Source organism: Bradyrhizobium sp. RDM12 (assembly GCF_051917485.1).
Classification (GTDB): Bacteria; Pseudomonadota; Alphaproteobacteria; order Rhizobiales; family Xanthobacteraceae; genus Bradyrhizobium.
Map to the genome: position 1 here is coordinate 4299452 of NZ_CM133064.1, position 22538 is coordinate 4321989.

Below are 22538 nucleotides of genomic sequence, written 5' to 3' on the forward strand. Positions count from 1 at the left end.
CGACGACGTCAGTCACGGCTGGGCTACGTCTGCGTCTGCATGGATCGTCGAGCAGGGCGAGCACGGTGACTATGGCCGACGTTTTGTATTGGATGCGCCGATGCGGGCGCGCGTCGAGGGGCGCGGCTTCCGCAATGCGCTCGATGTCGGCTGCGGGGAGGGGCGCTTCTGCCGCGTCATGCAGCGCGCCGGCATTCGCACGACCGGCATCGATCCGACCGAAGCGGCTCGGGCGTGCCAGGGAACTCGACCCGGACGGCGACTATCGGCTCGGGCGTGCCGAGACGATGGATATCGAAGCGGAGTTCGACCTGGTCGTCAGCTATCTCAGCCTGATCGACATGCCCGACCTCGCTGGAGCTATCGCGAGGATGGTGGCAGCGCTGCGGCCGGGCGGTACGCTCCTGATCGCCAACCTGACCAGCTTCAACACCGCCGGTCCGCCCGACGGCTGGACGCGCGACGGCCAGGGCGCCTTGCGCTTCATCATCGATCACTACATGGACGAGCGGTCGACCTGGGTGACCTGGCGCGGCATCCGAATTCAGAACTGGCATCGTCCGCTCAGCACCTACATGACGCTGCTGCTCGATCACGGCCTTCAATTGCGGCTATTTGTCGAGCCGGAGCCCAAAGGCGGCGACCCTGACAGGAATGCCTTTCATCGCCGGGTGCCGTTCTTTCATATCATGGAGTGGCAGAAGCAGGCTTGAGCGGGTGTGGTCAGGCGGCGAGCTTCGCCTTGAAGAATCGTGCGACGCGATCGATTGCATCTGATGTCATCGGGTCGGTGTCGGAGAAATCAAAGCCAGGCCTGCTCGTTGGGCGCGCTGCGTGCGGCGACGGGGGACAGCAGTGCGGCGATGGCGGCTAGAGCCGAGCGTCGGCTGATCATCGGCTGTCTCGTGGGAGAAATGTTTCGAATGCGAGGTATCGCTTTTATACTGCGCTTGCGACGAAATCTTGACCCGAGTCCCATCCGATGATCTCCCATCGTCCCTCCGTCCTTGCCCATGAGCGGTTCGTTGCCGACCGCGAGAATTTTATTGGCCTCGATCTCGCCGCGCGCTTCGAACGCATTGAGCGGACCAACCTCTGGGGGCTCCGACCTCGGTCTCGGGCCTTGGCTCGGAGGATCGCGCCACCGCGGGCATCCGCGCGGCACTGCCCGGCCTGTTGCGGCGGCTTGGCGTACGTTCGCTGCTCGATGCGCCCTGTGGCGATGCGGGCTGGATCGGCAGCATCAATCTAGATGTCGATTATACCGGCATCGACATCGTGCCGTCGCTGATCGAGCCCAACATTGCGCGCGTGGCGCGAGGAGATGTGCGCGGCCGGTTTCTCGTCGCCGACATCACGTGCGATCCGCTGCCGGGTTGCGACATCATCTTGTGCCGCGACTGTCTTGTGCATCTGAGCTTCCAGAACATCGCGCGCGCCATCGCTCGCTTTCGCGCAAGCGGCGCGCAATTCCTGCTGGCGACGACGTTTCCGAAGTGGGAAGACAATGGCGATTGCGAGGACGGCGACTGGCGCGCGCTCAACATGACCAAGGCGCCGTTCCATTGGCCGCCCCCGCGCGAACTGATCGACGAACGCTGCGACGAGGGCGGTGGCGGCTGGCGCGACAAGAGCCTCGGGCTCTGGCGGCTCGATGAGTTGTCTGACCGCGGTATGGGGTCCGTCTGACTGGCCGCCCGATCGTCATCGCCGGCAGGACCAGCGCGCCCGTGCGCGTTCTCCGACGTCCCATGCGAAATTGCCGGACTCAAACATCCCGACATCGAAGCAATAAATGCAAGGAGTGCGTTCCATGATCGACGCTAGATGCAGTTGTGGCGCAGTCGTCATTTCGCTTCCAGGACCGACCAATCGGGTCGCGGCCTGTCACTGTATCGAATGCCAGCGGCGGACCGGCGCGCCATTTGGCGTCGGTGCCTTTTATCCGGCCGAGGCCGTCACGATCTCAGGGACGCCGAAGGAATATGCTCGTCCCGCCGAGAGCGGCGGCACGGTCCGCTCCTATTTTTGTTCTGACTGCGGCTCGACCGTTTATTGGAAGGCCGACAATTTGCCTGCAATGATCGGCGTCGCCGTCGGCGTGATTGCGGACCCGAATTTCCCGGCGCCAATCAAATCGGTCTTCGAGCGGTCGAAGCATGTCTGGGTGGAGATCAATGGCGCTGACATCGAGCATCTCCAACGGGGCACTCTGCGGAAGACCTCGAACTGACGAAGGCGCACAGAGCGTGGTGCGGCTGAGGGGATTGAAAGCTAGTTGCAAGAACTTGATAATACACATCAATTTCTGCAATAACTCGGCGCCATACCAACAAGGCTACCAACATATCGCGGACGCTGGCGGAGCTTTGCCGGGGAAAACGGCACCGGGAGCATGCCCGGCGCTGGCTGGGCGGTGTAATAGGTCAGCCGTGGTCGTCCTTCATTGGCCCTTTACTGAACCCGGTCGCCATGCCCCGCAAGTCTCAAACTGCTCCAACGTCGACGCCTAAGAGCCCTCAGCAGCTGCGCCAAGGGGTTGAGAGGCTTCAGCGACGCATTGCCGAACTTGAGGCATTCCAACCGGAAAGCGTCAAAGAGCGCTGGGCGCCGGAAACAAAAGCCCTCGAAGCCGCTATCGCCGACACGCTCGATACTGTTCTTGGACACAACTCATCACGCCGACATCGCTTCGACGCCGCGACCAATCTCGATCGTGGCGGCCTTGTTCTGGGCGGCGGTCCCGATCCGCTCTACAAAGTTCACGAATGGCTAGCCGACGGGAAGGCGGATGCGCTCGCGTTACTCCGGGAGGCGGTTCGATCGATCGAAGAAGATTTGGCTGAGATCGGTGAAGAGGCAGTCATCCCGGTCCAGTTACAACAAAGCGCTGTGGCCGCGAATGACGAGGTTTTCATCGTCCATGGACGGGACACCCCGGCCAAGCACGAGGTTGAACTCCTGATTGAGCGCGCTGGTCTAAAGCCGATTGTCCTGCACCGACAGCCTAATGAAGGACGCACCATAATCGAAAAGTTCGAAGCGCATGGGGGCGCTGCGGGCTTCGCGGTGGTGGTGTTGACGCCGGACGACGTTGGCGGTCTCGATGCCGATAAACTTCGGCCGCGCGCGCGACAGAACGTCATCGGGGAACTGTTTTGGTTCGCAGGGCGCCTAGGCCGCAACCGCGTGTGCGCCCTCAAAAAGGGCGATATCGAGATGCCCTCCGATTTCGCGGGCATTGGCTACACAGACATGGACGACCGCGGCGCTTGGAAGACAGAGTTGCTTCGTGAATTGCAAGCTGCGGGCTACTCAAATCTCGATTGGGGAAGGCTCTCGCCTAACGAACTGGCGGCGACCCTCGCCGCGGCCGCGCCAGCGGTGATCGCGTGGACGATCTTCCACAAGTAGAGCCGGCTGCATGGATCGCCTGCGACCAAAGGTCAGACCCCGGCGCCGCTTCCGCGGCCCGCGGCTGCCCGCCGATCCTCTCAGCCTGACGTTAACGGAAGCCGCGAGCCGACAGGTTGACGCTGCAATTGACGCTTTTGAGCGCGGCAAATTTGAGATCGCCTTGACGCTCGCCGGCGCAGCTGAGGGGATGATAGAACGCGACGGCCATCATCTGTTTGCCGGCTTGCGCGATAACCCGCGCGCCAAAGAGAGATTTGCAAAGCAGAAGGACTGGATCAACGTCCTTAATCGTGAATTCTATTGGCTGAAGCATGGCGGCGATGGCGCGATGGAAATCACGTGCTTCGACGCCGCCATGATGATCGCCCGGGCGGCGTCGAAGTTAGAGGCGAAGGATTGGACGCCGCAGATGGAGACCTTCCGCGTCTGGTTTCTTCAGAATTTGGACAATCTCTGAACGCCGCGATCGGGCGGCGACCTAGCCCAGTCTAAGGAAACGGAATGAACCGGCTGCAGAAATTCATCGAACGAGGCGCCTTTGGTGAAGGTCCCGGCCGCGCGGCGTACGTGCTTGATCCTACGAAGCTGCCCGAGCCGAGCAGCGGCTTCGAGTGGCACACCGTGGACGACTTCATGCCGGGCGAGGCCATCCTTGCAGACCCCGGGCTGAAGCAGGTATTCGAGGCCGCACTAAAACGCGGCTGCGCAGTCGTCGCGCAGGGCTGATCCAGCCCAGACAATAAGGGAGCGGCCAACACGTGCGTTTTTTCGAGCAGGGACCCGATATACCGGACGAATTGATCCGTGCCGTAACAAACGGCACGGCCACTTTCCTCTGCGGAGCAGGAGTTTCGTTTCGCCGTGACTTGCCTTCATTCGAAAAGCTAACCACGCGCGTCTATGCGAAATTGGGCGAAGATGCCGGCGATGAGCCCGCGGAACGTGAGGCCATTCTCAGAAAAGAATACGACAGGGCTTTGCGCTCTTTAGAAAAGCGGACGCATCGGCCAGGAATGCATTCGAAGGTAAGGGCTGCGGTCGCCGAGTTGCTGGCTGCCCCTAGCGGCCCGTTTCCGGATCATCTGTCGCTCCTCAATCTGTCGAGAGATAGTGATGGCCGTCCACGGCTGGTGACAACAAACTTCGACACACTGTTTGAGCGCGCCGCGCGCGACGTTGGTTTGACCGCGCCGAGTTCGGCGGGGTTGGCGATGCCGAGAGCGGGTGGGGAACGGGACCATGGTATCCTCCATCTGCATGGTCGGCTCGGTGATGAGGTTCTAGGGTTGGATCAAACGGAGCTAATTCTCACAAGCTCGGACTTTGGTGACGCCTATCTACGCAGCGGGTGGGCGTCCCGTTACGTTGAAGACAGAATGCGTCTCGGCGTCCTTGTTCTAGTGGGATATGCAGCAGAAGACACTGCTATGCGTCTGTTGCTTGAAACATTGGATGCAGACCGCTCTCGTTTTAATGATCTTCATCCGATATATGCGATTGAGAAGGAGGCGCCCGGATCAGCCTCGCTGTGGAAGGCGAAAGGGATCATGCCCATCGAGTTCCCGGACTACGAGGCAATATACACTACATTGTCCGAATGGGCGCGGTACGCAATTCAGCCCGTTGACTACCGCCGCAAGCGTATCGAGGCCATCTTAGGGCAGGTCGCCCCATCATGACTGACAGTCCCTTACCCCTTCGTTTACTCCGCAAAAGGACACCAGCCGACACAACGCCGTTTGAACGCGACCAACTTCGCTTTCTACTCTCAGATGGCAATCTAGCTTTGACGTTGTCGGATATTAATCCTTCGCTCGCTTGGTTGTCATTCCTTTGGGAAGCAAAGCTCGTTAATAGCGATACACAGCTGATCGCTTGGATCGAACGGAATTTTTCCGATATCGACGCCGTTAGAGACGTTGCGGCGAACATCAACTCCTTCGAACCCGAAACCGCAACGCTCTTGGATTTCCGCCTGAGTGCTCAGACGCTGGAATTACCTCCACTACTGCAAAAGAGTTGGTCGCTTATACTCCGCCACATGCGTTCGGCGCGCCGTGGGCTCGCGCACAACGAATGGTTCGAAATTCTCCCTAAACTTCGAAAGGGCGACCACTCCGTTGACGTGTTGGAACGATTGTCAAACTCGTTGCGGCCAAGGATCAAGGTTGGAAAGCGGTTGTCCTGGTACCGAGAAGAGCAAGATCGCGTTCCGGAACGTCCGAGCGACCTAATGTCGATCGACTACGAAGTGAGAGACGGCGTCACGTCGAAAGACGCGATCGAAGCATGGTCAACAACGTTCCCTGCCACGGCAGACGAAGAGCTTCTTCGACACCTTACCTCAGCACTTAATGCCGCGCTTGCCGACGCGACGGACGCTGGCGCGGAAACCAACGAGGGCTACAGTGTCTCCGATACTGATGTACCCTCCGTTGCTCGACATCAACAGAACGAATATCGATCCGGCTTTCAAGCTATAGTCCGTGTGACTGCAGAGGTCTGGTCGCGTCTCGCATCGAAGTCGAAAGATAGAGCGCTAGCGATCGCAAAAACATGGAGAGACAGTCAATTTCGCCTAACCCGGCGCCTAGCCCTCTTTGCGTTTGCGAATGCCGCAATGCCGGGAAAAGATGCTGCCGAAACTATACTCGCTCTGCCATCAGGTGAGCTTTTCCTGACGGCATCCAGCGTTGAAGCCTATCGCCTCATTCTGGAGAGGTGGAACGACTTTTCTCTCGCGAAGAGAGCTCAAGTTTTGAAACGGCTTTGCGAAGGGCCGCCCCGCGATTGGTTCAAGAGTAGCGCCGATGTTGATCAATACATCGATCGCTCGCGATACGATTTCCTAGCTGATATGGTTCATCGCAAAGTCGATATCGACGATAAAGCGACACGTGTTCTGGATGACATTCGGGCTCGCTGGCCTGAATGGCGCCCGAAACCCAGCGAGCAGATCGGGTTTCACGTTTGGCACGAGAGCGGCTTTCGGAGCCGCGGCAATAACGATGAAGCGCTCAAAGCCGTCTCCGATGACCAGCTCGTTGCCCAAGCACAGAAGCTGGCGGCAGTGTCACGCTTCGGGGAGGATGATACATGGTATTCCCTGTCTATCAGCGAGCCCGATCGCGCAATCCGCGGCTTGGCGGCCGCCGCAGCCTCTGGAGCTTGGCCAAAAGAGCTTTGGCAACAGGCCCTTTGGTCTCGGACAACCTATGTTGATGCCGCGACCGAAAGTCGGATGGCCTCACTGCTCTTATGTTCCTCGACGGGTCACTTTGAAAATGTAGTCGACGCAGCGTCTTCGTGGCTGGCAGATCATGCCAAGACGCTGTCCGAAGATCAGTTGTGGCCATTGTGGGATCGTGTAGCTAATGCGTCGCTAACCGACGGCGATGGAGATAGCCATTGAGCGACCTGTTCAATAAGGCGGTGAACGCGCCAAGCGGGCGGCTAGCAGAGATACTGATCCATAGGATTGGAACTGGAGATAGCGGGAACATTCCGATCGCCGTGCGGAGCCGTCTAGATCGCCTTATCGCAATGCCGGGCACCCCCGGATTGCTCGCGCGAGTACGCCTTGCAGCAGACTTGCCCTTCTTCTTTGATCGCGCCCCCACATGGACCACATACAATATTGTCCCACTGTTCGACTGGTCTCATGCGGAAGCAGGCGATATGTGGTCCGCAAGATTATACTCTGCCTACATCGGATCGCCCGACCTGTTTGCGCTATTCAAACGCTCATTCCTCGCGCTGTTCGGCCGTACAGACATTCCGATCGAAACACTCGGCAAATTCAGCGAATGGTTGGTTTCTCTCCTCTTAGTAAACCGATCAGACAACGCAGGATACCCCTTGTCAGATATCGAGGCGCGGGCGGCGTTGCGGCGAGTTGGTTCTGCTGTGCTGCCAATGGTCGCAAACCGGCTGGCCGTAGAGCTGGAGCAGGCAACGCCAGAGCAGAAATCAATTCGCTGGAGCAGCGTCGTAGGGATGGTTTTTCACGGCATCTGGCCACTGGACGTTGAGTTGCAAACTAGCGCCGCGAATTTTGAACTCGTCAGATTGCTGCTGGTTTCGGGCGGTGCATTTTCGGAAGTTGCCGACGCAATATTGCCGTTTCTTCGTCCTGACGACCCGCGCGCCCATACGACGGTTTATAGCATATCCGACGCATCTGAAGACCTGTACAGAAATGCTCCGGAAAAACTCCTCAATGTGGTCGCGGCAATCGTGGGCGACGCGCCGCCGTCCACTGTATATGCCTTGGATAAAGTCTTGGATCGTTTGCGCGCTGTGGACCCCAAAATCGCCGAAAGACGAAAGTTCCAGAAGATGCTCGTATAAAGAAGCATTCCGCGAGACCGAAGCGCGATCGGCAATCGGGGAGGAAACAACTTCGCCCGCAAGAGCCGAACGATGTAACGCGGCGCTTGGCAACGCGTTGGGGCGAATAATGGCTATGCAAATTCCCGTTAGATCGATCGGTCGACACAGCAGGACCAGCTGTTGGCGCTTCGCCCACAGGGGGCTCCTCGTTCTCTGTGTCGGCATAGTTCAACCAGCGGCCGCCGGCGAGCGGTCCGCCGAGACGCCGGAATGCAAGGAAATAACGGCACGGATCATCGAACGGACCAATACCCATTTCGATCACTTCTCGCCGTCTGGCGGCAGCGTCTTTTTAAACGACCGGACATGGTCCTGATCTGTGATCCGAAATTCGTTACCTACATCTCCCTAAATTGGGATGCGAGCGGCTTCCCTCCAAACGAATGGTTCGCGTTGGCCGCGACGGCTGGCAATGCGGTCACGGCTGTCGACTTGGAGAAATTAGAAGCGGCAGCGCGCCGATGCCATCGGGCCGCGCTGAAGGATGAGAGCGAATTGGCAAGGATCGAGCTTCGCGAAGCCGCGATCGAATGTCAGGCGTTTACGCGAGACGGCGGAGGCGTGGTCGTCGATGTCGCGATCCCGTTACGAAAGAATTGAGATGGATGTGATACCAAGCGGTCGTTTCTGGTTCTCTTCGATAGTGACGTTCCTGGCTCTTGCTTTGGTCGGCCTACTCGCCGCACGGCCCGCAATAGCTGACGACATAGTCGGCCGCGCCAGCGTGATCGACGGCGATACGATCGAAATCCACGATACGCGCATCCGCTTGTGGGGCATCGACGCACCTGAGAGCGATCAACTCTGCCGCGGCGATGACAGCGAACTGTATCGCTGCGGCCAGAAGGCCGCGGCGGCCTTGGCCGGAATATTCTACGCGATCCCTCGCCCGGTCATCTGCACGCCGAAGGATCGGGACCGATATGGTCGGGTTGTCGCCCACTGCAAGATCGGTGATCCGGGCCCGGACATCGCGCATTGGATGGTCTCAAACGGCCACGCCCTCGATTGGCCGAAATACTCCGCGGGCGAGTACGCCGAGGCGCAACGGCGCGCGGAACGCGCCGGCGCCGGCATTTGGGCCGGCAGCTTCGTGGAGCCTTGGCGATACCGTTCTTGCATCAGCGTCGGTCGGCGGCCGTCTGAGTGCTCGGACGAAACACCAGCCCGATGACGGTCCGCAGCATAGCCGCCAAGGATGATGCAGCGGTGAGTGTTTGCACCGCGGCGACGATGATCGTTGCTTGAAATCGGTCTTCCGATAATCTCCTCGGATTAGCGCCAGTTCATTTAAGCACCTTGAGGGATTGCCTTGAAGAATGATACAGCCGTGTACGATGCCCTTCGCGTCGATCCAACTAGCGGTGGCAAGAAATGGGCTGGCCGCATGGGCACGCGCGACGCGATTAGGCGTGACAGCCTTGAAATCGATGCCGCCTCACTCGCCTTCTGTCCACACGAGTGGATCAATAGCGCCGGCTATGTCGACCTCGAACTCGTGCGCAAATTCCCGCTTATGCTCGCGCTCTGAGCGTAACGATGGACAAGCCTCTTCCGGAAGCGACGGTTCGGCGCCTGCTCGGTCGCTTCGCGAGACGTCGGCGGCCAGTTAGGCCGCCTTCGACAACGCCTCACGCGACCGACACCGATCCGAACCGCGAATTCGCGCGAAAGGATCAGGCAGCGGTGTGGTTCTTCGTCTTCTTGCCGATCTTCGTTCTGCTCTACTCGATCGTCGAGAAGATGCACGTGAGATGAGAGCTAGGCGTCGTAAAACCGATGGCGACAGCAGACAAGTTGAAAGCATGCACCTAACGTCCACTCAAACATCCGAGCGAGCGGCGGCCCAGACCGCCGCGTTCTTGCCCGAGAAACATCCAGAGCCCGCCCGAATTGGTTAGAGAGTTGTTAATCGGCGTTCAGCAGGCTTACGGTCAGCGCTGCCGATCAGCCCCCAGCCACAGGCAGCGCAAGCGATGGCCGGCGGCAGTGATGCCCGCCGGCCATTGTCCACACTAACGAACCGCAACGGCACTCTAGCTTAGCGGCACGCAAGCAATTGGCCCGCGCCACCCGAATGAAATTGATCAACGAACGCCCTTACGCCGATCCGGAAGCCGCCGCGCGGAAGCTCGTCGAGCTTGCCGCGGGCATCGAGCCGATTAACGGCCGCATTCACATCGAGAAAATCAATTATCTCTTCATGTCGAAGGACGGCTGCAACGGTAGCGGGCCCGAATTCGGCGCCGGCATCAAATTCGCGATTGAGAAGGGCTGGCTCGATCTTCACGAGAGCGGCACGTATGTGAAGCTGCTCTCACCCGGTGAGAACCCATCGGCAGGTTAGCCAATTCGGCCCCGCACTTGGGGGTCCGCACCCTGCCCGAAGCGCGGGGCCGAGAGAGCCGACCGGGATCGATCCTGATCGCCGGTGGCACGCTGCAAGACTGCTCTACTGACGGCGCGCAGGCAATGGCTTGGAGCAGCGGCCCCGTAGTCATCGCCCCGGGGGCTCGAAGTAGGCATTGCGCCCTGCCGCCTGTTCGCTCCGCCGTAACAACATCGGACCGTGCTGCACGTTAGCTCACAGCGCCGGCAGGGAAGGAGTACCGACTTCCGCCTGCGTCAGCATCGTGCTCATCAGCCAGCCGGTACTTCGCGCGCCGGACCTCGACCGCCGGCGGATCGGACCCGGCGCGGCGCGCGACGACGCGTGCACAAAAAGAATGCGCCAACGGGTAGGAATGGTTGATGGCCGGAATGCGCGCGTTGATCTAGGATGATGGCACTCAGCCTAACCCGCGCCAAGACCATGACCTTCCGAAAATCGATCTACGAACAGTTGCAACGGCGATTGTCAATCGAGCGCGGCGGCGTCGTTCGGCTGACGTTCGCTGAGATCGAGCAGATATTGGGGAGAAAGCTGCCGGCATCCGCGCACAGGTTCAGTGCGTGGTGGGGCAACGAAAGCTCGATGAAGGTTGGGCATACCCAAGCAAGGGCTTGGATGAACGCGGGCTTTCGCGCGCATGCTTCGATTAAAGATCGCGTCGTCGAATTCCGCCGGGTTTGATTATCAAGCTGTGCGTTCTAACGCTTATCGAAACCAGAATGGCGGCGCGTCGCAAACCAGCCCGGGTTCATCAACCTCTACGCAAGCTCCGCAAACGCCGGCGCGGACTGAAAGGCAATCCACCACAACCGGCACGGTAGCCGCGGAGCAGAAGGCGGTCACACAAGGCGCAAATACAGCCTCTCCAAACAGCGCCGCCGGAGCCGGCGCCGTAAGCGCTCCGGGAGTTGGCGTTGGTCATGCAGCCAACGGCTTGCCGATCGGTTCGCCGGGTTCGGGGCCCGGCTCGCCGGAGCATCCGATTGACATCCGAAAATAGCACCGCGCGGGTCGTTGTCCGGCGCCGACGGGACCGGGTCATGCGGCTGCGGCGCGCCCTACATGCCGGCGGCCGAGCGAGCGGCCGCGGCCATCGCCGCGAGCCCGGAGAAGTCGGACCGCGCTATCGCGGCTGAAATCGGGGTTGGCAAAGACACAGTTCGCCGCGTGCGCAAAACAACTGGCGCACATGCGCCAGTTGAAAAGCGGACCGGCCGCGATGGCAAGCAACGGAAGGCGCCGGCGATGCCAAGCCTCGGTGCCGAAATCTTCGCCAGCGACGTTTCCCGGTCACGCGGGCTTTCGTTCAAGGGGGGCGGCGATTACCGGACGGGATTTCGCTATGACGGGCTCGCCGAAATAGCGACGATGAAGCTGATGACTGACGCCGTACGTGACCTCCAAGACCAGCCGCGCGTTAGAAATTGGACGAGCACCTGTATGGAACCCAAAGGGGTCTTCGACAAAGCCATACCCCGACGGGCCTAAGATCGTCTGTTGCGCGCCCGCGCCATAATTTTTCAAGATTTCTGCGTCCGGCTGACCGACGGTAAGGCTGAGTTGGTGCTTAATTGAGTGCCAGCGGTGACTTCCCCTGACGTAGACGTGGGGTCCGGCGAATTCATCAACTCGGTTTATATAAAAGAAGAATTTGAGGAGGCGCCAATCGTCAAGGTCATAGTGGAAGCGATCTTGCGACGCGAGCCGCAGCTCAACGTCCGTCGGTGAGTTAGTTGGAAAACTCCACCACAAGCGCGTGGCGGTAACATGAGCGGCATCGCCCAAATAGAGCTTCGCAACCGCCAACAAGGCGGGATCCGCCTGGACAACGTTCACGGCTCTACAATTGGCAACCCGCTCGAAAAAGTGCCCCGTCAGGATGGGACGCCCCAGTTTACGTTCGGCTTCGTAACGTTCGAGTGCGCGGAACTCGATTTGCCGATCAAAATTTGCGAAACAAGCGGCGCTCTCTGCAAATTCCCGGATTTCCGTCACGATTTCAACCGGAAGCCGAAGACCAACCGAAAGGCCGTTGTGCTTTAGCTCGTGAACGATCTTCTCGATGTCTACGTTGCCGAAAATGGTTTCAGAACGGTCGGGTAAAGAAGCGCTCTTTGAGAGCCGCCAAGCCAAACGCCGGAAAGCCACTACGCGAGCCAGTGAGAACATCAACAACCACCGCGGGTTGTGTTTGATGTCTGCTAGGTAGGTGGGAAGTCGATGAACAATCCGGCTTCCGAGTTGGACCACACTCCGCCACATCATACTGGCTGTGACTTTACGAGTTCGACGTTGATCTAGGGCATCTATTGTCGAGCGGTGATTTGACGGGAATTCGACAAAAAATCGTTCGAAAAAAGCGGAAGCAAATTTTACCCTAGAGCTCTGAGAGTGGCACTCGCAGCAAGGGACCCGCAATTCCTGCCCTCTAACGAGGAAGAACCTCTCGGCTCCTAATAGTTCCTATCGTCGAAAGATTGCGATGCAACCATCTCATTGACCCTCGTCGCATCCGGCGATGCCCTCGCCGAAATCGACGAAAACCTGATGCGGGCTGATCTGACGGCCGCTGAACGCGCAAAGGCGCTGAAGGCCCGGAAGAAGGCGTATCAGGACGCGCATCCTGAAGCGAAACGAGGGGAGACCGCCGATCAAAGTCGCAAGTTGCGACTTTGAAAAAGGAAGCACCCTTCATAGACGATACCGCCGCAAAGACCGGCAAACACCGCGCAACGATCGCCCGCGACGTCGCCCGGGCTGAAGCCCTTGGCGACGATATCGACCGCGTCGCCGGGACTTCGTTGGACAAGGGCGCCGAACTGGACGCGCTAGCGGCTATGCCAGCTGACGACAAGGCGCCGCTGATCCAGCGTGCTCTCGCTTGCCTTGACACATCCTTTGCGGTTGAATTCTCGCATCAGGGATGAAGCGATCCGCGGGGCTCGAATGAACCGACTTCAGAAATACGTCGAACAAGGCGCGGTCGGCGAGCGGCCGGGTCGCATCGCGTACGCTTTCAATGCGTCGATCTTACCCGAACCGACTAAGGGGCTCGATTGGCGACCTGTCGCCCAGTTCAGCGCAGCTGACGAAATATTGGAAGACCCCGGCCTGAAACAAGTCTTCGAAGCGGCCTTGAAGCATGGGTTTGCTACCGTGTCCCCGGCGCGGTGATCCACAAGGTTAGAACAAAGCAGGTGAGTGATGACAAGAAAGCCCAACAACGGTCCGACGTTCACGAAATCACCAGCTAAGACGCCGCGGCCGAAAGCACGCTCACCTGAACGGGCGGAAGCCGCCAACTTCGTTGCAGGGATCGACGCCGATCGATCACGGACTGCGCTAAAGAAGATGAAGGCCGATCCTGTCGGGTTCGTCAACGAGTACAGAAATTCCAAAAAGTGACGCTAGCAGCTATCGCTTCGAGCGACGCGCCATCGCTGATCTGCTAGGTCTCCGGCCGGGACGTTTGCCTTATTGCGCAGGACACCGCCGCCAAGAGCAGCAAGCCGCTTCGGACCATTCAACACGACTAACCCGAGCCGGAAGCTAGGCCAATGGAAATCCCCCGGCGCTTTTCGTGAACGGGCAACGGGATTGCCAACAGGTTGCGGAGGCTCACGGGGCGGCGTTTAGCGCCAAAATTGCGATGACCGCCGTCACGACTGCGACTGTCATGGTAACTGTTTCGAAGCCGATCCCCCACTCGCTGCCTTCACCATAGGTCCACCACAGAAGAACCAATCCAAAGAGAATGCACGCGCCGCCGTTAACGATGACGCGATTAGCTCTTATATCGACAGGGTGAGTAGTAAAAATGACTATTCCCAAAATCAGAAGGGACACTCCTGTTACGGCAGTCAAAAAATTGGAGCCGCGTCTATGGGGCATCGCTGGTACTCCCATCTTGGTTGATCAGACCAAAGAAACATCTCCCTACAGCTTGAGAGGGTAATCGCACTGCGCTGAATGTCGAGGAGCCTTTGGGTTTTCGAAGAAGGTAACAGTCGCCGATCTTGAGGCTGCCCCTGTTCCAGATTTAACTTTCCGCGGCGACATCAAGCTTAATCCGCGTCTTCGGTTGCACCTAGGCTACAGAGCGTTAGCCTCTCTTGCACCGGACATTGCGCCGTTCGGGTTCACCATGGCGCAGCCGTCGCGCCAAGATATTCGGCGCGGCGGCTTCGTTTATCGACACAAGCCTCATTTGGCGAATATGCCCGACGATGACCCGGCTCGACCTCGTTGAGATGCGACGACAGGTCACGAACTTGCGCTCGCAGCACTCTGACAATCTTCTCGTCACATCACGATTGAACCGCTTCCTCGTGAAGATCGCATTTCTTTCAGAGCCAAAAGATGCGGCGCATGCTCGACATATTCGGTCCGATTTCGCTCGGACCGTACAAAGTGTTGAAGCGATCGTCGCGCGGGACCAATCCGTCACCCCATCAGACACCGTTAAGCGGCCCAAGTAACACTAACGCGCGAATGTTCTTGCGGCGGTCGACAGCGGCCCCGATCCTGGATGCAGTCGCTAAGTCGTCCTCGTTTCGCGTATCGACGCCTTCGCGGCGAGGGGTCGCCGTCCCCTCGGGTCGGCGGCCCCGCCCATGTGATGCTGCTGGCCTCGGAGGCTGAAAGGTGTCTGTTGAATGGACGGGTGTTGAGCGGCGACGGGCCAGACGCAAGACGGTCGACCAGACAGTTATGCTTTCGCTCTCAGGCGGAGCGACAGTCACGCCCTGCGCAATGCGAAACCTTTCAGTTCTTGGCGCCGGCATCCTGCTAAAAGATACTCCGATCCCGTCGCCCGGCTTCGACCTATCGTTCGACCACTTTGGAACGAGCTTCGCCTGCCGCCTCATATGGCGTCGGGATGCTTTCGCCGGGGTGGAGTTCGTCCATTAGAGTGCCACGACCGGCGCACGCTGCGCCCGACGAAGGCGGGCGGTCGCAATCGTCGCCAAGTTGGCGGCAATGCCGCCCCGGTTTCCCGCCGTCAGCCGCGAAGATCGGCAAAGCCGGAACGTTCGATCCGCCGCGACGCGACCAGCGCCGCAGCCCCTTGGCGCCGATCTCGACCGTACTTCGAGACGTCGCGCACCAACCGTCAGAAAATGGAATGAGTGGCCACTGCGCGTCTTCCGCGTTGTCGTTCGCGGCGGCGGGTTTGGTCGCAGCGCGTTGGATATCGAGGCGCAAGCCGGCTAGGCGATGAATATGACGCTGCGCAGGCGCCGGGCGAGGTCAGGCGTCGCGGTCGTGGCGACAATCTTGAAATGATCGACGGGGATTTCAGGCCGACCGCCGCAGAAGTCCCTTAACTAACGAGCAAATCCACGAAGCCCGCCAAATCCGCGATGCCGAGAGCGCGATCCGGGCGTCGTTCGCCGGACCGTCGACGGGGCTACATTGGCGTCGACGATCGCCCTGCCAACGCTGGTATCCGCTCATATCGCCGCAGATCGCGTTCCCACGGCCCCGGCATGTACGACCTTTTCACGAAGCCGGCGTCGTTCCATTCGGCAAACAGAACCCGGTGACCCGCGAACCTAATTTCCAGTTGCGCGGTCTGTGCCGGGTCGTCGACCAGCCTGAGGAACGACAGCCTGCATTCGTTGTGCTGAACGTCATAGGCGCGCGCGCGACCGAAGCCGGCCTTGTCGACGATGACGCCGGCAGCATTCCGGCGAAGGATCGCTAACGCGACCTTCGCCAGCGCCCTGATCCTTTCGTTGCGGTCCGCGGTCGTCATGCAGCCGAAAGATTTTTGTACGTCTCGCGGACACCGTTCGCCGGCCTTCCCGTCCACCAAACGAATGGATCGTCGGAGCCGACGATGCCGACCTCCATCAAGTGCGTTCGCGCTGCCTTGAGCGCCTTCTTCACGTGCTCGCGGTGCTTCATTAGCCCGTCGGGCGTGTTGTCTTCCTCGCGCAACATCTTCGTGAACATCAGCCGTTTGACATAGTCGTAATCGACGACGATGCCGATCGTCCGCGGGAGCGCAAGTTCTGCCGGCGGCTTGATCCCGTAGTCGCCTTGGCATTGCAGGACGCAGCGCAGGAACAGTGCCTCGTTAGTGCTGACGCGATAGCCGTCCGCGTTGGCGCCGGGCTTCGCCGGAGCGTCGTCACTGCCGACGTCGGCAATGTTCCGGTTCACGATGACGCAACGCGTGACCCATCGTCCATCAGGGCGGCACAGTTCGTCGACGACCTGCAGCACGAAATCGTGCGATTGGTCGTTCCGCGCTTCGTTCGCGGTGGATCGATAGCTCTCGATCACGGAGGGCGGAAGAGGTAGACTTAGGTCAGCTTGCATGATGGCTCATTTCCATTGTGCGAGTTAGGACCGCCCGGCCGTTGCTGCGGCCGGCGGTCCGCTCTCGACTAGCAGAGAAGCGTGGCGGGACACAACCGGGACACAACCGGGAGTATTCCCGTTGCCGGCGCGATCTTCCCGGTTCAACGCCCGGCGATCTTCGCGCGAACCCGCGCTTCGATGCCGTCGGCAAGTCGCGCCAGATATTCTTCGGTCATCAGCTGAAGGCGTTCGTTGCGCGTACGCGGACGCGCATTGAAGCCGCATCTGATCTCTTGGACCAGTTCGCGCGCCAAGTCGGGGCTGAAGGATACCAGCAACGGCACTAGCACTTCAGTCAGCACGGCTTCGGATGCGGCCTGTCTCGCTGCCAGATGCTCCAACTCATTCATAGGATCGATCATGTCACATTCCCCCGCCGCCGCTTGATCCAAGATCGCGCCGCGGCGATGGCGCCGAAGCATCCGGCGACGAACGCCCCAACGATCCCGGACCGCTCGAATTGAGCGTCCCAGCCAGTCGGACTGCAGCATCGGCACGCTTCACGACGTCGATCAACGATGACCCCGCGTTGATTTCGAGGACGACCTTCGCCTCGCCGGCGACCTGCCCGGAAACGTCGACATGCTGCGAGCCCTTGTCGCCGCCGACGCCGGTTCCGTAAGTCATTGTCGGGGAGATTTCCGGCGCGATCGAATTGTCGCCGTAGCCCCATTCCCGGCGGTACAGGTCGCGCATCGACCCCCGGCGTTGCAGGGTCAGGCGCTGGCCGCTGGTAAGACCGTCATAGCCGGCGTCTTCAACCGACTTGTGCATGGCCCAGAGCCCGCCAGCGATCCCGGCAGCGCCGGCAGCCCATGGCGCGGCAGCGGCGCCCGCGGCCCAGATGGCGCTTCCAGCGCCGCCAGTGGCCGCTGTGGCGGCTGCGCCCTTGGCAGCGGCGCTGACGCCTGTCGCGGCGGACAACTCCGCAGCGGCCGCCGTGAGTGCCGCGGCGGACCCATCCAGCGCAACCGCTGATGACGACAGGCCGAAGCCACCCAAAATCGTTTGCGCAAACTTTGTCGCACCGTAAGCGCCACCAGCGAGCGCGGCCGTCGCGCCAGCCCCGACCATCAAGGCGGACGTTCTGCCATCCATTGCGTGCCTCGCCCCGCAAGATCGGCGGCCCAAGTTGCAGGCCCACCCTTGCCTTCGTTGTCGAAGGCGCGGCCGATCGATGTTTCGAGGTTCTTCATTGCGCCTTCGAGACGCGAAACCGCACCGTCGAAGCCGGCCATCCGCTCGCCGGCGATCTTCTCCGAAAAGCCATCGGAATGGTTCTCGATTTCGCCGATGATGTGCTTCATCGTGTCACTGTCGCCAAGGGCGGTCGCGATGCGGCTGCCCTGCTTCGCCCCGAACAGCGAATTCGCCAACGGCAGGTTGTTCGCCAGCTTCGGCAGCAAGTCCTTAATCAAGGCGTTCGTGTCGACGTCGTTGACGGACTTGTCGCGGTACCGGCCCGCGGCGCCGGCGATCGACTTCAGCGACTTCGCGTCGCTGCCTTCCAGTTCATCGCGCAGAAGCGCCGTAACCGCGGGGTTGAACTTGGCCGGGTCCGAAATCAGGTCTTTGTTCGAAAACAGCTTGCCCAGCCCCGCGCGGGTCTTGCCGTTCAGCTTCACGCCGTAGCGCGCGGCGACGTCGTCCGCGAACGGGTCGACCGGCAGGCTGTCGGGCAAGTGCTGGTAATTTTTGTAGTTCAGGCCGTTCGCCAGAAGTGCGGTCTTCGCGCCGGCGGTCGGCGACTGCGCAGTTGCCATCAGCGCGCGGAACGCGACGCCCGCTTCGTCGCCGCCAATATTGGCTTTCTTCAGGACCCCGCCGAAGCCGAGCAACGTCGCTTCGCTGACCTTGCCCATCCGGGCCGGCGTCGCACCGAACTTGTAAAGCTGGTTGATGTCTTCCGGCGTCATGCCGGAGACCTTCGCCGCCTTGACCTGATAATCGGCCGTCTGCTTTGCCGCGGCCCTCGCGGCTTCAAGCGTGGACGTGTCCTTCTTGAAGCCGAAGATCGCGCCCTCCATCTGCTTCGCCGCGTCGGGCAGCGACAGGTCCATGGACATGCCGAGTTGCGCGGCAGGCTCCATCATGCCCATGACTTGATTTTTGGTTAGGCCGCGCGCGGCAAGCTCGCGCTGCGCTTCCAGAACCTGAATGTCGTTGAATTTGGTCTTGGCGCCCATGTGGATAGCCTGCGCCACAAGGGCGCCTGTTCGTCGTCGGTCAGGCCCATGACAGCCTTCCCGAAACGACGTTCCTTGTCGAATTCGCGATAGGTCTTGATCACTTCGCCGGCGCCGTGTGCAACCGAATGGGCGAGAAAGCCGCCGGCGACGCCCGCAGCCATGCCGACGACTTCCCGCCGGCGCGCAGACCGTTCCGATCGCGCCGCCTGCCGGTCAAGCGCGGAATTAGTCCGCTCAATGGCGGCCCGAAGCTTGTCCTGATGTGCAACCGCGCGGTTGATCGGGACGCCGAATTCTTCAAGTCCGCGCTTTGCGTTGACGAAGGAATTGCGCTGCTTGTCCAGCGCGGCTGACGTCCGGCTGGCGGCTTGCTGCGCCTTCTCATAGGAACGGGCGAGCGCGGCGGCGTCGCCCTCGCCGCGCTTCATTGCCTTCGCGGCCGCTTCGACGCCGATCTGTGCATCCCGGAACTTGTTCCGGGCGTCAGAGAAGCCGCCTTTAGCGGTCGCGAAGCGATCGATCGCGGCCATCTGGCTTTGTGCGCGTGACAGCGACTTCGTCAGCGCGTCGACTTCCTTCGACGACTTCGCGGACTTCGCGATGCCTTCGATCTTTTTGGCGATCTTGTCGAAGACGGCGCCGGTTTTGTCCTCCGCCGTAATGACAGCACGCGCCTCTATGATCTTAGCGATTTTCGCCTCCTAAAAGTTAGGCCGCGGGTGGTATGTCCATCACCCGCGGCCGCTGCGACACTCCGGCCGCCAAGACCGACGAAGCGGCGGGAGAGCCTGAAAGGGTTCACGCTGTTACGTTCCGATCGGCCTCGCCGACGAGGTCAGCCGGCGGCCACACCGGGTCGACGGGGACCAATTCGATTTGCGTCGGCCGCTGCTTCTTCCGCGGTGCGACGACGGCGGCGACGTCCAGATCGGCGACGGCCTCCGGCGTCATGGTGGCACCGTCAAAAAGGTAACCGAGCCCGTCGACGCGGGGAAGGCGCATCAACTGGAACAAGCCGCCGGGCCAATCGGGAAGCGTGCGCGGATGGAATTCAACTTCCCTGAATTTTCTGCGTACGCATTTCCACCGGAAGCCGGCGCCCGCAACGTGAAGGTGGCCGGTTACGCCGTCAGCAGAGTTGACGCTCGCCTGATCGCCGACAATACGGCCGTCGTCGGCGACCACCCACAACGTTGTCTCTCGCGAGCGAAGGTCTTTGCGATCTTCAGCGCCAAAGTCGCGAGCAAGGATATCAGCAGCGGGGACCGGGGCTTCGCCGTCCGGCAGCCGACTGTTCAACGCCTTCGCGGCCAAAGACTGTTTGGCGCAGTCCTGCGTCAGCTGCAACAACTCTGTCATGATGCGCGCGCCGTCCGTCCGGATGCGATTGGCGAGGTCGGCGGCTGCCTTTCGCGCTGCCGCGGTTTCCCGGCGAGCGGCGGCTTCAGCGTCGGCCCTCCGCGCCGCTTCCGCGTCCGTTTCGTAAGTCTCAATCAGACCCGTCAAGCGATCGACTTCAAGCGAGGCCGCGCTGCGTTCAGCGCTCCACTTTCCAAAAGCGACGCTGTCGGCCAACGCGGCCGCTTTCCCAGCATCAAGCTCCGAGACTTTGCGGCGGGCGGCCGCCAGTTCCGGTTGAAATGCGGCGCTGCGCTTGTCGATCTCCGAAGGCTTCCAGAATGGTTTTTTCATGTTTACGACCTCAACCAACTTTCATACCGCGAGATTTCAGGGATGCTTCCCACGACGTCCCGTCAGGTGTCTGCGCGCGGATCTTAATTCCGCGGGAGGCCAGCGCGGCGTCCCACAACGCGGACGTCTCCGCGGCGAGCTTTGCCTTGACTTGATCAACCGAAAGGTCGGTCGTCATGGCCAGCGTCATTGTGTACGCTTCGCGCCCCTTGGCTTCCGGAAGAGCGATAATCGCGGCGATCCGATCGCGTTCGGCTTTGGCCGCGGTACTGGCGGATAGATTTGGCATGGGTTGCTCCCCGTCTCTGGATCGACCTGCGGGTCAGCGCAGCGGCAGGTCGGTTAGGATTTCTTCTGGTGTTTCGCGGACGACGATTGAACTGACGCTGTCTGCGCCGCGGCCACCTACGAACTCGATGAACGAACGCCCGGTCACTCCGCGAGACGGAACATAACCATCATGAAGATCGGCCTTCACGTGCGTGACGGTGTCCAGATTGACGAACACAGGCTTACCGTCTTGACCGGTCAATTTTCTCCACATCGCCGGCGCCAACTAGGAGACGGTTTCGCCGGACAGGACCGTCGCCGGCGGCGCGGTGACGCTGACGCTTACCGGATGGCCTTCGCTGACTGGACCGACGAAGGTGATGCGCGAACCGCCCGACGAAGTCGGGGCGACGAAGGCGATTTGATCGCAGTTCACATACACGGCGGTGCCGGTGCTGCTGTCGATCAGGTTTTTGAAAATTGACATGGCGGGTTGCTCAGTTCCGTTGAGAGGGGTCGATGACGGCGATAGCTTCGCCATGTCGCGCGTCGCCATCAACGCCCATCGCGTCTCACAACGTCTCGCGGGGCTTACTTTTCCGTCTCAGAACGTCTCTTACGCGGCGGATACTGCCGGAAGTGACGATCGAAGCGGGACAACGAAATTAGGTGGCTGCCTTCGCCATCACGGCGGAGGCTGAAGCCTCCGGGCGTGCCAACCGGATGCTCAACGCACCGTCGGAAAAGTTCGGCGCGCGAGATGTCGTAGTCTCTAAGGATCATCATCGGCCGGACCAAATCATCCAGCCCGGCATTTGGTTGTAGTTCACCGGCGACCGACCTTGCCCGCGCTGCGGCGCGCAGCACTGAGAACTTGTCAGCGATTGCCGCGAGTAGTTCGGTTTCGGCAGCGCTGATCAACGCGCCGACATCGCCGTTGACAAAGGAAGGCTGCGGGCTGATGCGTTCCACGGGCGGCGCCGAAAAATCAGTTGAAACCATGGCGCGCGCCGCGGCCTTGTAGATCGTCGAAAACGCATCGCCCCGTAAGGTGATCTTCATTCGGCTGTATCCTCCAGTGGGTCACGTCCGGCGGCGAGATCGCGTTCGGCACGGTCGAACTTGATACGGCACCGATCTATGGCGTCGTCGAGATGCTGCTGGATCGCAGCGCGGACAGACAGATCGCGTGTCGCCGCCGCGGCGACGCCGGTCAGTTCGTATCGGTACGTACCCAGAATGTCGGTGATGACAGCTTGCACGCCTTCAAGCGGGACAAGCCGTCCTTCCTCGCGCGCGGTGCGAAGTTCGATTTCTTTGGCCCGGGCGGTTGCGACGCGTTTCGCCTCTTCGGTCTGCGAGGATCGGCGGTCCTCACCCTCCCTGAATTGAAGGGCGGCCCGCGCGACGTCCTCGGGGCGGTAATGTCCGCGACCGGCCTTCTGAAGAAGGCCGTCCTTCACCAGCCGCAGAACGTGGGTCTCCGATTTTTCGATCATGCGAGCGGCGTCGGCGAGACCTAGCGTGATCCCGGCGAGTGGCCACGAACGTCGTTGTCGCTTTATTGTCGGCATTTCATCCTCTTAAGACCAAACCAAACCGGAAATCTGGAAATCGGCCACATGGCCAGTAATTGGGGCGCCTCGTGCCGTACCCCCGGCCGGCCGGTGTACGTTCCTTTGATGATGGGGAGGGGGTGGGGTGGGCAGCCGCGGCCGTCTGTGCGTTGGTAGTCGCAGATCGCGGTGATGTGCGGTGGCCGCGCTCGCGCATCAGCGCGGCGATGTGCGGTGGCCGCGCTCGCGCATCAGCGCGGC

At 60.6% G+C, this 22538-nt stretch carries 31 protein-coding genes and 2 pseudogenes; 19 read left to right on the forward strand and 14 right to left on the reverse strand.

Going from position 1 to position 22538, the window contains the following annotated elements; translation table 11 throughout:
• Nucleotides 1-100 precede the first annotated feature (100 nt).
• The 15 genes and pseudogenes from ACTGJ9_RS20810 to ACTGJ9_RS20880 form a co-directional block, all read left to right on the forward strand.
• Nucleotides 101-256: pseudogene (locus tag ACTGJ9_RS20810) on the forward strand (class I SAM-dependent methyltransferase); the annotation flags it as partial.
• A gap of 31 nt (nucleotides 257-287) precedes the next feature.
• The gene (locus ACTGJ9_RS20815) at nucleotides 288-713 is read left to right on the forward strand and encodes a class I SAM-dependent methyltransferase (protein WP_456678772.1); all 426 of its coding nucleotides are present in this window, start codon (nucleotides 288-290) and stop codon (nucleotides 711-713) included.
• Nucleotides 714-982: 269 nt separating this feature from the next.
• Nucleotides 983-1689 (forward strand): annotated as a pseudogene (locus ACTGJ9_RS20820) (class I SAM-dependent methyltransferase).
• A 124-nt stretch (nucleotides 1690-1813) separates the two neighbouring features.
• Entirely contained in the window at nucleotides 1814-2233 is a 420-nt protein-coding gene (locus ACTGJ9_RS20825; protein WP_456672656.1) for a GFA family protein, read from the forward strand.
• 239 nt (nucleotides 2234-2472) lie between these two features.
• Nucleotides 2473-3414: a TIR domain-containing protein gene (locus ACTGJ9_RS20830; protein WP_456672657.1), complete on the forward strand. Its 942-nt coding sequence runs from the start codon at nucleotides 2473-2475 to the stop codon at nucleotides 3412-3414.
• A gap of 10 nt (nucleotides 3415-3424) precedes the next feature.
• Complete coding sequence (locus ACTGJ9_RS20835; RefSeq protein ID WP_456672658.1) at nucleotides 3425-3874, forward strand: hypothetical protein; 450 nt, start codon at nucleotides 3425-3427, stop codon at nucleotides 3872-3874.
• A 44-nt stretch (nucleotides 3875-3918) separates the two neighbouring features.
• On the forward strand, nucleotides 3919-4143 hold the full coding sequence (locus ACTGJ9_RS20840; RefSeq protein WP_456672659.1) for a hypothetical protein: 225 nt from the start codon (nucleotides 3919-3921) through the stop codon (nucleotides 4141-4143).
• Between the two features lie 32 nt (nucleotides 4144-4175).
• The gene (locus tag ACTGJ9_RS20845) at nucleotides 4176-5096 is read left to right on the forward strand and encodes an SIR2 family protein (RefSeq protein ID WP_456672660.1); all 921 of its coding nucleotides are present in this window, start codon (nucleotides 4176-4178) and stop codon (nucleotides 5094-5096) included.
• A complete protein-coding gene (locus ACTGJ9_RS20850; protein WP_456672661.1) occupies nucleotides 5093-6829 on the forward strand; it encodes a hypothetical protein in 1737 nt (578 codons plus the stop codon). Before ACTGJ9_RS20845 ends, ACTGJ9_RS20850 begins: the two co-directional genes overlap by 4 nt.
• Nucleotides 6826-7767, forward strand: coding sequence for a hypothetical protein (locus ACTGJ9_RS20855; protein WP_456672662.1), 942 nt, complete (start codon nucleotides 6826-6828; stop codon nucleotides 7765-7767). Before ACTGJ9_RS20850 ends, ACTGJ9_RS20855 begins: the two co-directional genes overlap by 4 nt.
• 252 nt (nucleotides 7768-8019) lie before the next feature.
• A complete protein-coding gene (locus ACTGJ9_RS20860; RefSeq protein ID WP_456672663.1) occupies nucleotides 8020-8409 on the forward strand; it encodes a hypothetical protein in 390 nt (129 codons plus the stop codon).
• Nucleotides 8381-8983, forward strand: coding sequence for a thermonuclease family protein (locus ACTGJ9_RS20865; protein WP_456672664.1), 603 nt, complete (start codon nucleotides 8381-8383; stop codon nucleotides 8981-8983). Before ACTGJ9_RS20860 ends, ACTGJ9_RS20865 begins: the two co-directional genes overlap by 29 nt.
• 156 nt (nucleotides 8984-9139) lie before the next feature.
• Nucleotides 9140-9340, forward strand: a complete 201-nt coding sequence (locus ACTGJ9_RS20870; RefSeq protein ID WP_456672665.1) for a hypothetical protein — start codon at nucleotides 9140-9142, stop codon at nucleotides 9338-9340.
• Between the two features lie 546 nt (nucleotides 9341-9886).
• Entirely contained in the window at nucleotides 9887-10156 is a 270-nt protein-coding gene (locus tag ACTGJ9_RS20875) for a hypothetical protein (protein WP_456672666.1), read from the forward strand.
• Between the two features lie 432 nt (nucleotides 10157-10588).
• Nucleotides 10589-10882, forward strand: coding sequence for a DUF7662 domain-containing protein (locus ACTGJ9_RS20880; RefSeq protein WP_456672667.1), 294 nt, complete (start codon nucleotides 10589-10591; stop codon nucleotides 10880-10882).
• Nucleotides 10883-11491: 609 nt separating this feature from the next.
• On the opposite strand, the gene ACTGJ9_RS20885 is transcribed toward ACTGJ9_RS20880, so the two are convergent.
• Nucleotides 11492-12370 (reverse strand): hypothetical protein, encoded by an 879-nt coding sequence (locus ACTGJ9_RS20885; RefSeq protein WP_456672668.1) that lies wholly within the window; start codon nucleotides 12368-12370, stop codon nucleotides 11492-11494.
• Between the two features lie 327 nt (nucleotides 12371-12697).
• Here ACTGJ9_RS20885 and ACTGJ9_RS20890 point away from each other — a divergent pair, with 327 nt between their 5' ends.
• Genes ACTGJ9_RS20890 through ACTGJ9_RS20900 form a run of 3 tightly spaced genes read left to right on the forward strand, consistent with a single transcriptional unit; the run spans nucleotide 12698 to nucleotide 13375 of the window.
• Entirely contained in the window at nucleotides 12698-12877 is a 180-nt protein-coding gene (locus ACTGJ9_RS20890) for a hypothetical protein (RefSeq protein WP_456672669.1), read from the forward strand.
• Nucleotides 12874-13128 (forward strand): hypothetical protein, encoded by a 255-nt coding sequence (locus ACTGJ9_RS20895; RefSeq protein WP_456672670.1) that lies wholly within the window; start codon nucleotides 12874-12876, stop codon nucleotides 13126-13128. Before ACTGJ9_RS20890 ends, ACTGJ9_RS20895 begins: the two co-directional genes overlap by 4 nt.
• A gap of 19 nt (nucleotides 13129-13147) precedes the next feature.
• On the forward strand, nucleotides 13148-13375 hold the full coding sequence (locus ACTGJ9_RS20900) for a hypothetical protein (protein WP_456672671.1): 228 nt from the start codon (nucleotides 13148-13150) through the stop codon (nucleotides 13373-13375).
• A gap of 444 nt (nucleotides 13376-13819) precedes the next feature.
• Here the strand turns inward: ACTGJ9_RS20900 and ACTGJ9_RS20905 are convergent, their stop codons facing one another.
• Nucleotides 13820-14092 carry a hypothetical protein gene (locus ACTGJ9_RS20905; RefSeq protein ID WP_456672672.1) on the reverse strand — a complete coding sequence of 91 codons (273 nt, stop codon included), beginning with the start codon at nucleotides 14090-14092 and terminating at the stop codon, nucleotides 13820-13822.
• 819 nt (nucleotides 14093-14911) lie between these two features.
• On the opposite strand from ACTGJ9_RS20905, the gene ACTGJ9_RS20910 reads away from it, so the two are divergent.
• Nucleotides 14912-15112 carry a hypothetical protein gene (locus ACTGJ9_RS20910; RefSeq protein ID WP_456678582.1) on the forward strand — a complete coding sequence of 67 codons (201 nt, stop codon included), beginning with the start codon at nucleotides 14912-14914 and terminating at the stop codon, nucleotides 15110-15112.
• A 499-nt stretch (nucleotides 15113-15611) separates the two neighbouring features.
• Here ACTGJ9_RS20910 and ACTGJ9_RS20915 read toward each other — a convergent pair whose 3' ends face one another.
• The 12 genes from ACTGJ9_RS20915 to ACTGJ9_RS20970 all read right to left on the reverse strand — a co-directional run bounded on the left by ACTGJ9_RS20915 (nucleotide 15612) and on the right by ACTGJ9_RS20970 (nucleotide 22220).
• On the reverse strand, nucleotides 15612-15959 hold the full coding sequence (locus tag ACTGJ9_RS20915; protein WP_456672673.1) for a hypothetical protein: 348 nt from the start codon (nucleotides 15957-15959) through the stop codon (nucleotides 15612-15614).
• Entirely contained in the window at nucleotides 15956-16528 is a 573-nt protein-coding gene (locus ACTGJ9_RS20920) for a hypothetical protein (protein ID WP_456672674.1), read from the reverse strand. Before ACTGJ9_RS20920 ends, ACTGJ9_RS20915 begins: the two co-directional genes overlap by 4 nt.
• A 143-nt stretch (nucleotides 16529-16671) precedes the next feature.
• Complete coding sequence (locus ACTGJ9_RS20925) at nucleotides 16672-16932, reverse strand: hypothetical protein (RefSeq protein WP_456672675.1); 261 nt, start codon at nucleotides 16930-16932, stop codon at nucleotides 16672-16674.
• A gap of 1 nt (nucleotide 16933) precedes the next feature.
• Complete coding sequence (locus ACTGJ9_RS20930) at nucleotides 16934-17668, reverse strand: hypothetical protein (protein ID WP_456672676.1); 735 nt, start codon at nucleotides 17666-17668, stop codon at nucleotides 16934-16936.
• Entirely contained in the window at nucleotides 17644-18756 is a 1113-nt protein-coding gene (locus ACTGJ9_RS20935) for a phage tail tape measure protein (protein WP_456672677.1), read from the reverse strand. Before ACTGJ9_RS20935 ends, ACTGJ9_RS20930 begins: the two co-directional genes overlap by 25 nt.
• Nucleotides 18684-19289, reverse strand: coding sequence for a hypothetical protein (locus tag ACTGJ9_RS20940; protein WP_456672678.1), 606 nt, complete (start codon nucleotides 19287-19289; stop codon nucleotides 18684-18686). Before ACTGJ9_RS20940 ends, ACTGJ9_RS20935 begins: the two co-directional genes overlap by 73 nt.
• A gap of 268 nt (nucleotides 19290-19557) precedes the next feature.
• Nucleotides 19558-20451: a hypothetical protein gene (locus tag ACTGJ9_RS20945; protein ID WP_456672679.1), complete on the reverse strand. Its 894-nt coding sequence runs from the start codon at nucleotides 20449-20451 to the stop codon at nucleotides 19558-19560.
• Nucleotides 20452-20461: 10 nt separating this feature from the next.
• Nucleotides 20462-20740 carry a hypothetical protein gene (locus ACTGJ9_RS20950; RefSeq protein ID WP_456672680.1) on the reverse strand — a complete coding sequence of 93 codons (279 nt, stop codon included), beginning with the start codon at nucleotides 20738-20740 and terminating at the stop codon, nucleotides 20462-20464.
• A 33-nt stretch (nucleotides 20741-20773) separates the two neighbouring features.
• Complete coding sequence (locus ACTGJ9_RS20955) at nucleotides 20774-20983, reverse strand: hypothetical protein (RefSeq protein ID WP_456672681.1); 210 nt, start codon at nucleotides 20981-20983, stop codon at nucleotides 20774-20776.
• A 24-nt stretch (nucleotides 20984-21007) separates the two neighbouring features.
• Nucleotides 21008-21277, reverse strand: a complete 270-nt coding sequence (locus ACTGJ9_RS20960; RefSeq protein WP_456672682.1) for a hypothetical protein — start codon at nucleotides 21275-21277, stop codon at nucleotides 21008-21010.
• A 35-nt stretch (nucleotides 21278-21312) separates the two neighbouring features.
• On the reverse strand, nucleotides 21313-21783 hold the full coding sequence (locus tag ACTGJ9_RS20965) for a hypothetical protein (RefSeq protein WP_456672683.1): 471 nt from the start codon (nucleotides 21781-21783) through the stop codon (nucleotides 21313-21315).
• Entirely contained in the window at nucleotides 21780-22220 is a 441-nt protein-coding gene (locus ACTGJ9_RS20970) for a hypothetical protein (protein WP_456672684.1), read from the reverse strand. The genes ACTGJ9_RS20965 and ACTGJ9_RS20970 overlap by 4 nt, the downstream gene beginning before the upstream one ends.
• Nucleotides 22221-22538 lie beyond the last annotated feature (318 nt).